The organism is Brevundimonas sp. EAKA (genome assembly GCF_000698025.1).
In the GTDB taxonomy this organism is placed as follows: domain Bacteria; phylum Pseudomonadota; class Alphaproteobacteria; order Caulobacterales; family Caulobacteraceae; genus Brevundimonas; species Brevundimonas mediterranea_A.
In genome coordinates this window covers 23,369-38,017 of record NZ_JMQR01000005.1, presented here as the reverse complement: position 1 = coordinate 38,017, position 14,649 = coordinate 23,369, and the positions used below count along the sequence as shown (strand labels likewise).

Sequence of the window (14,649 nt, the reverse complement as noted above, 5' to 3'; positions counted from 1 at the left end):
GCTGCCGAAGCTGACGAGGCGCAGTTTGGTCGTCTTCATCTCAGTCTCTCCTTGGTTGATCGCCACGGCTGTGGCGCAACCAGTGAGCGCGCAGATCGGTCAGCTGCAAAGCTATATCTGGAGTATATTTGAGCTCAGCGTCCTGGCTTGGGTCGCTTGGCGCGCAGATTGGCCGAGCCTTTCTCGATCCAATCCCGGGCCGGATCTCCTTCGCGCAGCGCCTTGGCGAGCTCCTCGAACATTCGCACGATGGCGGCGATGATGCTCCGGCTGTCGAGGTTGCGGATGTCATCGCCGAGAAGGTGGTCGAACTGTTCGAGCCCGATGGTGTAGATGGAGCCCATCTGGTTCTCTGCGCACCGTCTGGCGTGCTCAGGCGATCCAATCGCCACCGCCATCAGGATCGCTTGGGCGTCGCTTTGCGTCGCGGCGGCGAAGCGGTGGATGTAGTCGAGGTTGAGCCGGGTTTCTCCGGCCTCAAAGCGGGCATAGGTCCGGATGGCGATCCGCATGGCCGCAGCCGTCTCCGCCTTCGTCATCCGGCGGTAGCGGCGCAACGACTTTAGGGTCGCCGAGAGCAGCGCGCCATCGTCTGGAAGTTCCGGGTCGTCTCCACTCATCCGCGCATACCCTTCCGTCTTCCGACGTAGAATCAGTCCGGCTTCTGATCAACGATCACGTGTGCGGCTGCGAAAGCAAACAGGAAAATCGGCCACATATCGGCATGTTTTGCAGCGCCTCCTGACCGAGATTCGGACGATTTGCGACCGAGACGGATCGCCCGTGGCTGCAACTCATTGGCGAGGCGTGGGCAGGCGCCATAGTGGGCGTTTGCCATCGGAGCTCACCTTGATCCGCAAGCATGACCCTTTCACCCTGGCCCTGGAAAGCCTTCGCGCACGGGCCGAACAGGGCGCCTTCACGCCGGGAGCCCCGGTGGTGATCATCGAGGAGGCGCGCCGGCTGAATCTATCCGCTACGCCGGTTCGCGAGGCCCTGGGCTGGCTGTGTGGGTTCGGCCTGATCGAGCGAGCGCCCCTGGGAGGCTTTCTGGCTCCCCGACTTGACGCCGCTCTTGTCCGCGACAGGTTCGCCTTCCGCCTGCTGTGCCTCACGACCAGCCTGAAGGGCGGGGATCCCGCGGCGAGACCCGTACTGCGCGGCGGTGGACTGCAGAGAACATGCCGCACCCTTTCCGATCACATGTTCAGGGCGGTTAGAACCACAGGCAATGCGGCCTTGGTGGACGCCTATGACCGGGTGAACAGTCCGCTGTTGCAGCTGGCCGAGGCGGAACGCCGGGTGTTCGAGGATTTCGACCATGAGGCGGCGGCGCTGGTGGGTCTGTTTAAACGGTCGTCGGGAACAGATTTGGTCGACGCCTTGACCGCCTATCACCACCGTCGAATGGACGCCGCTCCTTCGTTGATCCTTGAAGCTGAAGCTGGCCGGGATGTCCGGCCTCCGGACTCCTGAGGTGTGGGCCAAGCTGACAGGATTGGGGTTCGGCCTCGCCGTGGGCGCCCAGGGCGCGACGGAGATGTTCGCCTGGACCTACCATTGGGCCGACGCTCTGGGACCGGCATGGCGCATCGGCCCCGACCTCGCCCTCTATCCGCCCTGGGCCATTTTGCACTGGCGGTATGCCTTCGGCGCCGAGGCGCAGGCCGTGATGTCGCGGTGCGCGCCGTTGATCCTGGTCGGCGGCGTCGGGGGGCTGGGGGTGGGGACGCTGGCGGGGGACAAGACCCATCGACGCATCCGGGGCTGGGGAGAGCTCAAGGACGCCAAAGGCGCCGGGCTGACTGCCCTCGGCGGATGCATCCTCGGCGTCCTTGGACGACGCGTTCTCGCAACGACCGACCTCCGTCCCAGTCTCGTGACCGGCGGCACCCGGTCGGGCAAGGGGCGCGGCCACGTCATGCCGACGCTGTTGTCGTGGAACTCCAGCGTGCTGGTTCATGATCCCAAGCGGGAGCTCTGGCGGCTCAGCAGCGGCTGGCGCGCCCGGTTCAGCCACGCACTGTACTTCGATCCGCGCGATCCAGCCTCGGCCTGCTGGAATCCGCTCGCGGAAATTCTGCCGGGACCGGGAGAGCTCGCCCACGTTCAGCGACTGGTCTCCATTCTCTCCGATCCCGGCGGCGTCCGCGATGATGAGGCGATCTGGGACAAGGCTGCGTCGGAAATCCTCGAGGCCGTGATCCTGCACGTCCTCTACACCGCCGAGGATGACGAAAAGACCCTGGTCAAGGTCCGCGAAATGTTGGCCGACCTCGACAGCGCCGCCGACGTCATGACCAAAACTTTGCACCGTCCGGGTCCAAGCGGCGAACCGAAGACACATCCGTTCATCGCCACGGCGGTCAAGGGCTATGCGGCGATGCATGATCGCTTCCGGACCTCGGTCCAGGGGACGGCGCGCTCCTACCTCAAATGGCTGGCGGGCGAGGACATCGAGCGCTCCCTGTCCCGGTCGGATTTCTCCATGGGGGACCTGATGTGCGCTGAGGCGCCCCTGTCTCTCTATGTTCAGGTCGCGCCGGCTGACAGCGCAGCGCTGAGGCCCTTGGTGCGTCTTTTCTTCTACGCTGCAGCCCAGTCCCTGACGGTTCGGGAGACCGAAGCCGCCGATGGGCGGCCCAAGCGCCATAACCTTCTCATGCTGATGGATGAGTTCCCGTTGCTCGGCCGGGTCAGTTTTTTCGAGAAGTCCCTGCGCCTGCTCAGCGGCTACGGGGTCAAGGTGATGTTCGTCGCCCAGTCTCTTGGACGAACCGGACAACGGCTACCTCTCGGACTTTGATCTGCTGGTCATCGTCAGCCACCCCAAGCTGACCGACATCGCCGACTACTGGTGGGAGGCCGAGAATAAGATCCTCCACGACCCGTCGGTTGGCCGGATCGTCAACATCATCGTGCACGACCTCGCCGAGGTGAACCAGGCTCTCGGACGCGGCGAATACTTCTGGACCGACATCGCCCGCGACGGGGTCATGCTCTACGAGCTGCCGGGCCATCCGTTGGCGACTCCCAAGCCGATGACGCCGGCTGACGCCTTGGAGATGGCGCAGCGGTACTTCGATACGAAGCAGGCGGACATTGAAGTCTGGCTCGACACCGTCGCGCACCTGCTGGCGCAGGAGTCGACGCTTTCGAGGCGTAAGAACGCAGCGTTCCAACTCCACCAGACTGTGGAGGCGGCTTACATCTGTTTCCTGCTCGTCCACACGTTCTATTTCCCGCGGTCCCACAACATCAAGTTCCTGAGGTCGCTGGCCGAGGACATCGACAAGCGCCTTGTCGAGGCGTGGCCGCGTGAGCAGCGGGCCGAACGGCGGCGGTTCGAGACGCTGAAGCGCGCCTATGTCGAGGCCCGCTATTCGGACCAGTACGATGTCAGCCGGGAAGACCTCGAAATGCTGGCGATTTCGGCCCGCCGCCTCGGGGCCGTCGTCGCCGAAGTCTGCCGCGAGCGCCTCAATCAGCTTCGAGGCGCAGCAAGCTGATCACGCTCGGCTGGCATCTCAGTGCCAGCTCCGCTCCTCGACCTCGTCATCTTCGCGCTTCGCCCGCCCGTCGTAGATATCGGCGATGTCATTCAGTAGCCGGGCGGTGACGGGGTAGTCTGACGCCATCGCCGACGAGTGATCTCTGTAGCGGTCAGACAGCGTCCGCTCCTTGCGACCGCCTTCCCTCAGGTCACGGGTGATCACTCCGCGCGATGAATACGCACCCGAGACGAAAGCATCCTCCAGGGTCTCTGATCCTGCGCTCTCGAGAATCTCGCGGATGGCGATGGGAGGCCAAACCTCGCCGGCTGGTTTTGCGCTCATCCCGAGGATGCGGCCGATCCGGAGGTCAGCCGGCAGGCTGCGTCCCAGTTCCGACGCGCGGCGGCGCACTTCCGTGACCCACCGCTCGAGTTCGGCGCCGTCGATCCGCCCCTTGTCGTCTGCGCCGGGGATGCGGTTCCAAGCATCCAGCACATCGTAGCCGTGCCGGGCCATGGCGGCCCGCTGTTCCGGCGTCGCGGGTCCGCCCGGGAGGTCCTCGTCTGCGCCGCCGCCGTCGTCGTCCCGCAGGAAGACCATGGTCAGCACCTGGAGGAAGAAGTCCGGGTTCCTCGCCAGTTCGCGGTGTAAAGCCGGGCTGGGTCGCTCGGAGTACCGCAGCATGTGGAAGTAGTACCACTCGAGCAGGACCAAGGTTTCGTCCGACACCTCGGGATGGTTTTCGAGGTGGGCGAGGATCCGCGTGAGGTAGTGGAGCCGCATCACCGGCTCGTTCGTGTCCTCGCTCGCCTGGTTCATCGTCTTCAGCGCCAAGTGGAGCGTCTCGACGATCAGCTTTGGATCGAGGTCGACTTCAAGGCGGCTTCCGATCAGATGGAGAGAGTCACGAGCGCGATCGACGACGTTGAAGCGCCGGATCGCGTGCTCGGTTTCCTCTTTGGTCTCAGCCACCGCCCACCCCGCGAGAGTACGCCAGTAGCGATCTTCTGACGAGAGGCCGTAGGCCGCGACCGCCGACCAGGTCTCGGGGCGCGCCGGGAGGAAGTGGAGCAGGCGTCCGACCACGCGTTCGTCCAGTTGGGGGGCCGGCGCCGGCAGCAGGCGGGTGACGAAATCGGCGCCGCCTTCCTTCTCGCGTAGAAGGCCGATCGCTTCGGCTGCGGCCTGCCAGAGCGGCCCGTCATCGGAGGCCAGTCCGCGTTCGATGAAGTCTGACCGCCAGGACGCTGCGGCGGGCGAGTGCGCTACCGCCTCTCCCACCCACCGGGGTTGATCGCATCGGTCGAGGAGGGCCAGCGCGCCGTCGATTCCGCGCACCTCGACGATCTCCTCGAAGGCCGCCGCACGGGCGGCGGTCGCTTCGTCCAGCGACTGACGCCACTCGCGCACGGAACCCATCCAGCCGGTGCCGTTGGAAAACAGCCAGGCATGCCTCCAGAGGACATCCTCGGGTTTGAACCGCTCGAGGGTGGTCTGGAAGACCGTCAATTCATCCGCCGGGATCGACCAGTCCGCGTCCTGGAATTCCAGGTGGCGAGCCAGGACCTTCCGAAGGGCCGTGCGCGTGAAGTCGCGATCCTCTTCGCCGATGATCGTCGGCTCCGCCTCCAGCAACTTCTGGCCGATCCCAGCCCGAGCGTCGGGCAGAAGGAGCTCCATGGCCTTGAGCAGAGCCTTCCAACGCTTTGGCCGATTGCCGACATCCTCGATCAGCCGGTCTGAGACCTCTACGACGCAGTCGTGGACGACCGTCTCAGGCGACGCCTCGCGGTCGGTTGGCGCGGCCTTGCGCCAATGCGGAGACGACGTCGGCATCGTGATCGCGTGCGAGCGCGGCAGGAGTGAGATCATGAGATCCCAGGCGATGTCTCCATGTCGTTTGCGCAGGCCGTCGATGACGGCCAGCCGCTGCTTCAGCGTCGCGTGGGTTTGAGGAGACCACGACAGGAAGATCGTGGTGAGAACCTGCTTCGGACGGGCGACGTTGTTGCCGCCCCCATCCAGCGCATCGAGCCGCGCCAGGACGTCGGCGACCCGAGGCAGAAGAGCCGGATCCCAGGCCAGTCTTTCCAAGGCCCACATCAGCTGGGGAAGCCGCGTGACGGTGTGGGTCGACGTCTCGGGCTCGAAGAAGGCGATCAGTGGGCTGGGCGTCGGGCCGAGCGCACGTTCGATGCCGCCAAGGAAGGCCGAAGGCGCGACCTCCGCCAGCTTCGGCAGGACGGGTCCGAGGGACCACCAGATCGCCTCCGTGGCGCCGTCCAGAATTGTGGTGAGGGACCTGGCGACTTTCGCCTCGACGCCGTCCACCAGACCCGCCCGGTCGCCGTACAACGACAGAAGCGCCATCGTTTCCGTCATCGACTGTTTCAGGAATGACGAGAAACGCGGGTGGATGTTCCGAATGGGAGCCAGCCAGCGCTCGTCCGGCGCCATGTCCCATGTCGGATCGATCTCGGCGCAGACTTCGCAATAGACGGACAGGAAGCGGTCGATGTCCGGAGCCGTCAGACTATGCGCGAGGAGGGTCCAGGCGTCGCGAGGCGATTTCAGTCGCCACGCGTCTTCGCGCTTGCGCAGAGGCCCGTCCAGAGCGGTCGCGTATGGCCCGAGCGCTCTGACGGCCTCTTCGTACGGGACGCCGGCCAGCTGTTCGATGACGGCCTTGTCGCCGTCCAGCGTCTCGAGCCATCCGCCGGCGAGAAGCGCACCCAGCATCGGACGAGGCGGCTGCGGGATCGACCAGGATGGACGGCTGCCCGGTGCCGCAGGCATGAGACGGCGAAGGACGGCGAGGCTACGGCCGGCGTCGAGCGAGAGATTCTGCGCCTGGCCGTACTCGAGGCCCATCCGCTCCAACACTTGCTGCAGCTGGTTCCGGGTCGGCTTCGCCAACCGACGCGCTGAGTCAGGCGCCTCCGAGTTCGGGCCCAGGGCGACGTAGATATAATGGCCCTTTCGAGAGAGCCGCTGAGCGACGCCGGCTTCCGTCTCGTTGAGGATGAGGATGAGCGGCGTCAGGCCGTCGGCAAGCTCCGCCGCCGCTGCCGATGTTTCCGGCGCCAGGACGCGGGTTTCCACGGCGCGATAGTACCGATCAGGCAACATCTCGATCGTCGCATGGAAAAAGGCCGCCGCCTCTTCGACGGACTCGGCCTGAACGAACAGCGGCTCTGAGGCGGGGGCCGAAAGCCACCGCAGGACGACCGCAGCATCCTCGTCGCGTCCGATGCATGTAAGCTCTCCGCTCAACGGAACCTGGGTCGCGCCCGACCAGTCCGCCCAGAGGTCCGCGAGTGACTTCAGATCTCTAGGGCGCTTGCCAAGGCGGACTGCGAGCCACTGGCCGACGCCGGGATGGCACTCGATCCAGTCCACCAGGTCGTCGGCGTCATAGGCCAGGACGTTCTTCCAGATGCGCTTGGCGCGCTGCGCCTTGGCCCAGACGTCCTTCTGCTTTGCCCAACGACGGGGCGTTACGAAGACGAACGTCGTATCCGCCGGGTCGAGGTCGCCGTGATCCGTCGTTCGGGCCTCTATGTCTCCATCGGCTTTTGACTTCTTGTTCTGGTCGGTCCCGGTTTCCCACCCCGACTGGCCATCCGGAATCCTGACCGACGCGCCGACAACGCGGACCTCGCCGTCCCAGCCATGTTGAGCGACGCTGTCGCCGGACGGGAATCGAACTCTGGCGGCGACCCCGCGCTCGGCGCGGATCAAACGGCTCAGAAGCTCGGGCATGCCAGCCTGGCCGTCGCGGCTGTCGGCCCAGACGACGAGGTCGGAAGCCTCGATCAAGCGGGTCGGGTTCCCGCCGGAGAAGGGGGTCGGCGCAGCGGGATCTTCAATGAGGCTGAGGCCTTGATCGTCGTTCCGGACGCCGGCGTCTGCGATCGCCTCAGTCATGGCCTCGATGGCGGCAGGCCTGACCTCACGCCGATCGAGCTCGAAGTCAGCGACCTCGCTGGGGTGAATATTCGCCGCCTTGGCCAGGTCAGCTTGCGACCACGCCAACAAGGCGCGGGCCCCGACCATGTCCTTCGCGCTGAACCCTTGCTGCGTCATCCCGCCGAATAGTCCCTCCCCGTGCGCCCTGGGCGTGAATCCTAGGTAGGGAGAGACGACCCTTGCCTTCAAGACGGGACGACCGTGTTATCCGCAGCATGACGACTTTCAACGAAGCAGGCTTTCTGTCGACGGCGATCTCGGACCGCATCCAGGCCAGGCGGAACGGCAACGCCCTCGGGTTCGAACTCGTCGAAGCCCTCAATGCCTGCCTTCAGAAGGCCGCCACCGCGGCCTGCGAAACCGTGCGGGGCATGCCGTTCGACCGCGAGCCGATGGCCCTGCTTCTCCTGCATCGGTCCTGCGCCCAGTTGCAGGGAGCGGTGCTGATGGCCGAACGCGGCATGGATGTTGAGGCGCGGACACTGGCGCGCGGACTGCTGGAGAACACCCTGCTGATGGCCGCGCTTCACGACAATCCGGACAAGGCGCGCGCGGTGATGATCGAGGATGCCGCCGCCGCCAAGAAGGGGCAGGCGAAAACGATCCTCCGCAGCGGTATGTCCGCGGACGCCGCGATGCTTCAGGATGTTGTGGACAGCATCGGATCCGTGTCGAACCTGAACATCTCGAAGCTCGCGGAGCTCGGCCCTCTGGGACACCTGTACCTCCTTTATCGCGTGATGTCGGACGATGCCGTTCACCCCTCCGGCAAGTCCCTGCAGCGGCACATGAGGATGGCTGACGACGGTGAGAGCTGGAACGGCTATCTGGTCGGTCCCGAGGATCCCGAGCGGATCGCCGACACGCTCGATCGCATCCTGATGATCGGGATCGCCCTGGGAGTCGCCTTCACCCAGATCGTCGGCGATGAGGAGAACAACACTCGCCTCGGGGAAATCTCGGCCGACTATGGGCCTTTCAGGGCGTCACAGGATGCGGCTGCCGAAGTGCGCATCGCCCGCAAGCGCGAGGCGATCGGATGAAAGGTCTCACCTCGTCTGACGTGATCGCCATCGCGACCGGTCTCGTCTCCCTCGCCGCCTTTGTCGTTGCGATCATGAGCTGGATCACTGCGCACCGCGCTCAGCGACTGGCGGAGCGGCAGGAAGCCCGTCGCGCGCCCCGGCTGGATCTCCGCCTCATCGACTCCAAGGTCTCCGACATCGACGGGAAGAGATCGTTCGCCATCCACCTCCAGATCGCCAACCCAACCGACACAGCCAACAGTGTCGCCGGGCTGGAACTGTGCATCCGCCACCGCCGCGAGATTCCGTTGACCTTGTTGGCGCCGGCGATCCCCAATGCCGACGAGAGCGTGCCGATGCTCCTGATGCCGTTGCGCATCGACGCCCATCACACCGTCGAAGGTTGGGTGCGGTTCGCGGTCGCCGCCGACCTTTTGAAGGGCTCGACCATCGAGGGCTACGAGCTGGTCGCGACCGATACGCATCAGGAGAAGACGACGCTCGAGACCCACATGCTGACCTGGAGTCTCCGATGATCGGAGCGTTCCGCAAGGCGATGATCGCCCTGAACCATAGCCACGAGAAGCTGATCGCGCCGATCATCGCCGACGGATCGCTCGCCACCGTGGGGGTGGGCGACGGTCGGATGTTTCCCCTGGTCATCCTCGACACCACGGAGCGTCCCGATATCGACGCGGCGATCGCAGCTCACGACCATGGGCCGCCGGGAGACGTCCGGGTCCAGTGGGGTAGGCTTCCGCACCGTGAGGAGACGGTGACCCTCATCCTGACCCTTCTTCGCCCGGTGGAAGCAGTGGTGATGGTGGAATTCGATCTCAACAAGAACCATGGGGTCATCGTGGAGCAGATCCTCCAGAATCGCGGCCTCTATGTGCAACCTGGCCGGCCAGGGGATCGTCTCAAGGACGATCCACAGAAGCCGAAGATCATCGTCGAGGTGGCGGACACGGGCTTCAAGGCGACCTGGGACCGGCTCTTCCTCGCCCACACCGCCCTGAAGCTGCGCCGAAAGGGCATGAAACGAGGGGAGGCCAAGCGAGCGGCGAAGGAGGTCGTCGATCGGATACGCAAGGTCGCATCGATGAGACCGTTCACCGCCTGAAGACCGCGACAGCGAATTCAGACAAGACGCGCGTGTCCCGATGGGGCGCTTAGGCGCGGTGAGGCTCGCGCGGCTGGCTTGTCGTGGATGACATGCGCACCCAATGCGCCACCGCTTGCAAACCCCGCCGCCATGATTCAAGCTTTGAGTGCGTCGCCTTCGGGCGGCGCCGAGGCGTGAGAACCTCGCTTGAGACGATCATTCTACATCTTCGCTCCGCGGCAGCGGTGTGGCTGGCGCGTATGTCCAGGCCCCTCGGACAACGACTTGGGGGCTAAAGGCGTCGGCGCATGCCTCAAGCATGGTCTCAACACCCGGTGCTTCGGCCGGGCTCGCCTCATCATCTGGAGGCGAGCCCGTGTCGGATCGAACTGGAGGTGTGGGAGACAAGGAGGCCGATCACGGCCTTCACGATCTCTATCGCGCCTATTCCGGTTGGCTCACGGCGCGGCTGAGGCAGCGCTTCGGCGACGAAACCGAGGACCTCGCCCAGGAGGCCTGGATCCGGGCCGCGCCATACAGTCGCAAGGGTCTGATCGAGCATCCCAAGGCGCTGCTTTTGAAGATCGTCGACAACCTGATCATTGATAAGGCCAGGCGGCGGGGGCCAGCGCCTCTCGGGGCCAACGATCGGCTGGACCCTGATCCGCTCGTGGATCCCGCCTCTCAGATCGACATGGTCCTTCTCAAGCAGATCGTTATGACGATGCCGCCCCGACTAAGGGACGTGTTCGTCTTGAGCCGTTTCGCGCATCTGGAGTATCAAGAGATAGGCGAGCGGCTGAACATCCCCGTGACCACGGTCCAATGGCGGATGATCAAGGCGCTCGAGTACTGCGCAGCCCAGTTGCGGCTGTAGCCGATGGGGAACGCCATGAGCGACCCGCAGAGCGCGACAGGCGTTGCGGACCGTGAAGCGGTCGAGTGGCATGTCCGACTCGGGGAACGCCCCGTGTCCGCCGACACGCTCCATGCGTTCAAGACGTGGCGCGAGACCGCTGGCAACGTGGAGGCCTATCACAAGGTCGAGCGTCTTTGGCGGAGCACGGGATCCCTCTCGTCGGATGGCGACATCCAGAACCTGACCCAGGCCACCTTGCGGACCTCAAGGCCAAGGACGAAACGCGAATGGTCCAGACGGCTCTTCCCGGTCGCGGTCGTCCTCGTCCCCGTGGCCGCCCTGGCGCTAGCGCTGGTCTTCTGGTTGCCCACGCGAGGCCTGTACGAAACGGAGATCGGCGGCCAACGGGTCGTCGCGCTCGACGACGGGACCCAGGTCCGGCTGGATACGGACACGCGGATCAGGGTGCGGTTCGCCTCTGGCGAACGGCGGATCGTGCTCGAACAGGGTCAGGCGTTGTTCACCGTCGCCCACGATGCGACCCGCCCCTTCAGGGTCGAGGCCGGGGGCACGGAGGTCACGGCCCTGGGCACCGTCTTCGACGTCCGGCGCGAATCCACCGGGGCGCGTGTGACCCTCGTCGAGGGATCGGTCGCGGTCACCGATGTCCAGGCCGAGACCCGCAACTGGCGCCTGACCCCGGGGCAACAGGTCCAGACATCGCGTCGTGACCCTGCGCCGGTTGCTGTCGATGCGACGGTCGAGACGAGTTGGTCGCAGGGTCACCTGGTCTTCCGGGGCACGCCGCTGCGCGACGCCGTCGCCGAGGTCAATCGCTACCTTCCGGACAAGATTGTCCTGGCGGCCGGGCCTGCATCGGAGGTCGCGGTCAACGGCTCCTTCGCCACGGGTGACAGGGACGCCTTCGTCGCGGCCGTCTCGGATCTCTTCGGTCTGACCGCCCAGCCGCAGGCCGACGGCGGCGTCCGCCTCACCGCGCGATCCGTCGGCGGATAAAAATTTCAGGCTCCAACTCAGATGAGATGACGGCCCTGCGTCTCCTGTTCGACGCGCCGTTGCGTCAGAGAGGACCTAACTCATGACCATCTGCACCCGAAGCCTGCTTGCCGGCGTCGCGCTCGTGCCCATCGCCGCCGTGGCCTTCGCCACCGACGTGCAGGCCCAAGAGGCCCGCGAGTTCAATATTTCCAGCGGCTCGCTGGACGCGGCGCTCATCGCCTACGCCCGGCAGGCCAATGTGCAGATGCTCTATACCGCCGACCTCGTGGCCGGCCTTCGGACACCGGGACTGAGCGGACGGCATGCGCCGGACACGGCGCTGGATCGCCTGCTCGCCGGAAGCGGCGTCGTCTGGTCGCGCAGTCGGCCGGGCGTGATAGTTCTGCGCCGGGCTTCGGCGCAGCAGGCGGCGACCGACGACGCCACCGTCATCGACGAGGTTGTCGTCACTGGGACGCTTTTGAGAGGCCCCGGGGAATCGCCGTCCCCCGTGACCGTGATCTCGCGCTCGGACCTCGACCGGCGCGGCGACGCCACGGTCGCCGACGCCCTCGTTCGGCTGCCTCAGTCCTATTCGGGCAACGCGACACCCAACAGCCTGCTGCTGGGCGCCGACTCGCTAGGAAGCAACACCTCGACGGCGACGGGCGTGAACCTCCGAGGGCTCGGGGCGGACGCGACGCTCGTTCTGGTCAATGGGCGGCGCCTGGCGGGGACCGGAATGAAGGGGGAGTTCGCCGATGTCTCGGCGATCCCGGGTGGAGCGGTCGAGCGCGTGGACGTGCTGCTCGACGGCGCCTCGGCCCTGTATGGATCTGACGCGGTGGCCGGCGTGGTGAACGTCATCCTGCGGCGGAGCTATGAGGGTCAGGAAACCCGGCTGCGCGCCTCTGCGGCGCAAGGCGGGGGCGAGGACCTGCTGGCGTCCCACCTGTTCGGGACGCGGTGGGAGACCGGCTCGGCGCTCCTGTCCTACGAGTATCAGCATCAATCGGCGCTCAACTCGGCGGACCGCGACTACACCGCCACCGGCGATCTGAGGCCCTGGGGCGGCACGGATCGCCGCAGCTTCTACGGGCCGCCCGGCAGCATCGTTGTGTTCGACGCGTCTCGCGGCGCCTATCGCAGCACCTATGCGATCCGACCCGGTCCCGACGGCACGGCGCGCACGCCGTCGGACTTCGAGGCAGGCGGCGCCAACCTCGGCAACCGGCGGGCCGACGTCGACATCCTCCCGCTCCAGGAGCGCCACAGCGCTTATGCGAGCGTCCGCCAAGACCTCGGTTCGCACATCGAAGTGTCCGCCGACGCCCGCTTCAGCCGGCGGACGTTCGAATACGCCAACCTCGCGCCCGTGAGCATTCTCACCATCGGACGCAACAACCCCTTCTTCGTATCGCCGACCGGTTCGGCCTCCCACCTGATCGCCTACAATTTCATCGGCGACCTCGGTCCGACCGAGAGCTACGGCATGTCGCGCAGCCTCGGCGGGACCGCCGGGATCGAGATCGCGCTGCCGAGGGACTGGACGCTGGAAGCCTACGGCGCCTTCGCCGAGGAGCTCAGCGAAGGCGGCACGAACAACCAGCTTAACAGCACCTTCCTCGCCGAAGCGCTGGGCAACGCCGTCGACAATCCGGCGACCTCCTACAACGCAGCCCGGGACGGATACTTCAATCCCTTCGGGTCGGGCGGGGCCAACGGCGACGCGGTTCTGGATTTTATCTCGCAGGGCTACACCTGGTCCCGCTACCGCAGCCGTATCAGCTCCGCCAATCTGATGCTGGACGGCTCACCCCTGAGACTGCCGGGCGGGGACCTCCGGATTGCGATCGGCGCGTCGTTCCGGCGCGAGGAGTTCAACCGTCGCAGCCAGAACTTCGCTTCGGGCGTGGCTCCGGTCATCACCATCGGCGACCCCCAGGTCCGCGACATCGGCGCCGTCTTCATGGAGGTGCGGGCGCCGCTGGTGGGCGAGGCCAATGCAATGCCCGGGATCAAGCGTCTGGAGCTTACCCTGGCGGGGCGCGCCGAGGACTATGACGACGTCGGCACGACCTCCAATCCCAAGATCGGCCTGATCTGGCAGCCCTCGGACCCGTTCACGGTTCGCGCCAGCTGGGGGACGTCCTTTCGCGCCCCCGCCCTCACCGAAGTCTTCGATCGGGTCCAGCTCGGTCCCCTGACCGTGTCCGACTCCGGGGTCAGCCGCGTGGCGATCCTGCAGTCCGGCGGGAATACCGACCTCGAACCGGAAACGGCCGATAGCCTCACCCTCGGGGTCGAATGGGCGCCCCGGCCCGGCATGCGGTTCAGCGCGGGCTATTTTGACATCCGTTTCGAGAACAAGATCGGTCGACCGGCGCTGGAGAACATCACCAGCATCCTCGTCGATCCGAGCCTGTCGCCGTTCGTCACCCGTCTCACGCCCGGGAATGCGGCCGATCTGGCTCGCGTCCAGGCTTTCCTCGCCGACCCGCGCTTCGTCTCGCCAACCCTTTATCCGGCGTCGTCCTACTCGGTGATCCTCGACGGCCGATGGGCCAACACCGGCGAACTGAACGTCGAGGGGATCGATCTGGCGGGCAGCTACGACTTCGACGTAGGAGACAACGCTTTCGGTCTCTCCCTCTCGGCATCCTACCTGCTGGACTACAGCCGTCGGGTGACCCCGGTGGCCGTTCGCGAGGACGTTCTCGGGTTGGTGGGCTTCCCCGTCGATCTCCGCGCCCAGGCCGCCGCAACCTGGACGCGCGGGGACTGGTCGACGCGGATCGGCGTCAACCATGCCGCCGACTACCGCGACGCGGCGGGGCGGACCATCGACGCCTTCACGACCGCCGATCTTCAGCTGCGCTGGGCGGGGGTCGGAACCGGATTGGCCGAGGGCGTCGAGGTGGCCCTGACGATCCAGAACGTCTTCGACGCGGACCCGCCCTTCTATGACTCCCCGCAAGGCTTCGGCTTCGATCCGGGGCAGGCGGGTCCGCTTGGCCGGGTCGCGGCGTTCCAGCTGATCAAGCGCTGGTAGGCCGTCATGCCCCGAGCTGCTTCGAGCGTACGCCAGACGGCGTCCGCAGGACGCCGCGCGCGTTCGCGCGCATTTGTCGCCGCCTCGGCCTTCATCCTACTGTCGGGCGCGGGATGGGGTGCTGCCGCGCAGATCCCACAGAACGC

Annotated in this window: 11 protein-coding genes; 9 read left to right on the top strand and 2 right to left on the bottom strand. The window is 66.0% G+C overall.

The window, feature by feature from the left end:
- Positions 1-134: 134 nt before the first annotated feature.
- A complete protein-coding gene (locus ER13_RS01670; RefSeq protein WP_155988051.1) occupies positions 135-620 on the bottom strand; it encodes a helix-turn-helix transcriptional regulator in 486 nt (161 codons plus the stop codon).
- 229 nt (positions 621-849) lie between these two features.
- Between ER13_RS01670 and ER13_RS01665 the strand changes: the two genes are divergently transcribed.
- From ER13_RS01665 to ER13_RS01655, 3 genes are read left to right on the top strand one after another with little or no spacing between them, the layout of a single operon-like run.
- Complete coding sequence (locus tag ER13_RS01665) at positions 850-1,476, top strand: GntR family transcriptional regulator (RefSeq protein ID WP_035305731.1); 627 nt, start codon at positions 850-852, stop codon at positions 1,474-1,476.
- On the top strand, positions 1,454-2,806 hold the full coding sequence (locus tag ER13_RS01660) for a type IV secretory system conjugative DNA transfer family protein (protein WP_231492445.1): 1,353 nt from the start codon (positions 1,454-1,456) through the stop codon (positions 2,804-2,806). Before ER13_RS01665 ends, ER13_RS01660 begins: the two co-directional genes overlap by 23 nt.
- Positions 2,769-3,509: a HEPN domain-containing protein gene (locus ER13_RS01655; protein WP_052004700.1), complete on the top strand. Its 741-nt coding sequence runs from the start codon at positions 2,769-2,771 to the stop codon at positions 3,507-3,509. Before ER13_RS01660 ends, ER13_RS01655 begins: the two co-directional genes overlap by 38 nt.
- An 18-nt stretch (positions 3,510-3,527) precedes the next feature.
- Here ER13_RS01655 and ER13_RS17550 read toward each other — a convergent pair whose 3' ends face one another.
- Positions 3,528-7,580 carry a helix-turn-helix transcriptional regulator gene (locus ER13_RS17550; protein ID WP_052004698.1) on the bottom strand — a complete coding sequence of 1,351 codons (4,053 nt, stop codon included), beginning with the start codon at positions 7,578-7,580 and terminating at the stop codon, positions 3,528-3,530.
- 98 nt (positions 7,581-7,678) lie between these two features.
- On the opposite strand from ER13_RS17550, the gene ER13_RS01645 reads away from it, so the two are divergent.
- The 6 genes from ER13_RS01645 to ER13_RS01620 all read left to right on the top strand — a co-directional run bounded on the left by ER13_RS01645 (position 7,679) and on the right by ER13_RS01620 (position 14,503).
- On the top strand, positions 7,679-8,506 hold the full coding sequence (locus ER13_RS01645; RefSeq protein WP_035305726.1) for a DUF5677 domain-containing protein: 828 nt from the start codon (positions 7,679-7,681) through the stop codon (positions 8,504-8,506).
- A gap of 20 nt (positions 8,507-8,526) precedes the next feature.
- Positions 8,527-9,024: a hypothetical protein gene (locus ER13_RS01640; protein WP_155988050.1), complete on the top strand. Its 498-nt coding sequence runs from the start codon at positions 8,527-8,529 to the stop codon at positions 9,022-9,024.
- Complete coding sequence (locus tag ER13_RS01635) at positions 9,021-9,611, top strand: hypothetical protein (RefSeq protein WP_035305720.1); 591 nt, start codon at positions 9,021-9,023, stop codon at positions 9,609-9,611. The genes ER13_RS01640 and ER13_RS01635 overlap by 4 nt, the downstream gene beginning before the upstream one ends.
- Positions 9,612-9,969: 358 nt before the next feature.
- The gene (locus ER13_RS01630; RefSeq protein WP_197019695.1) at positions 9,970-10,470 is read left to right on the top strand and encodes an RNA polymerase sigma factor; all 501 of its coding nucleotides are present in this window, start codon (positions 9,970-9,972) and stop codon (positions 10,468-10,470) included.
- Positions 10,471-10,485: 15 nt separating this feature from the next.
- Positions 10,486-11,469 carry a FecR domain-containing protein gene (locus ER13_RS01625; RefSeq protein ID WP_035305714.1) on the top strand — a complete coding sequence of 328 codons (984 nt, stop codon included), beginning with the start codon at positions 10,486-10,488 and terminating at the stop codon, positions 11,467-11,469.
- An 82-nt stretch (positions 11,470-11,551) separates the two neighbouring features.
- Positions 11,552-14,503, top strand: coding sequence for a TonB-dependent receptor (locus ER13_RS01620; protein WP_035305712.1), 2,952 nt, complete (start codon positions 11,552-11,554; stop codon positions 14,501-14,503).
- Positions 14,504-14,649: the final 146 nt, after the last annotated feature.

What these genes read in the sequence shown, in the direction of transcription:
- ER13_RS01670 (WP_155988051.1), bottom strand. Translation starts at nt 620, where the DNA reads ATGAGTGGAGACGACCCGGAACTTCCAGACGATGGCGCGCTGCTCTCG.
- ER13_RS01645 (WP_035305726.1), top strand. Translation starts at nt 7,679, where the DNA reads ATGACGACTTTCAACGAAGCAGGCTTTCTGTCGACGGCGATCTCGGAC.
- ER13_RS01635 (WP_035305720.1), top strand. Translation starts at nt 9,021, where the DNA reads ATGATCGGAGCGTTCCGCAAGGCGATGATCGCCCTGAACCATAGCCAC.
- ER13_RS01620 (WP_035305712.1), top strand. Translation starts at nt 11,552, where the DNA reads ATGACCATCTGCACCCGAAGCCTGCTTGCCGGCGTCGCGCTCGTGCCC.
- ER13_RS01660 (WP_231492445.1), top strand. Translation starts at nt 1,454, where the DNA reads ATGTCCGGCCTCCGGACTCCTGAGGTGTGGGCCAAGCTGACAGGATTG.
- ER13_RS01625 (WP_035305714.1), top strand. Translation starts at nt 10,486, where the DNA reads ATGAGCGACCCGCAGAGCGCGACAGGCGTTGCGGACCGTGAAGCGGTC.
- ER13_RS17550 (WP_052004698.1), bottom strand. Translation starts at nt 7,580, where the DNA reads ATGACGCAGCAAGGGTTCAGCGCGAAGGACATGGTCGGGGCCCGCGCC.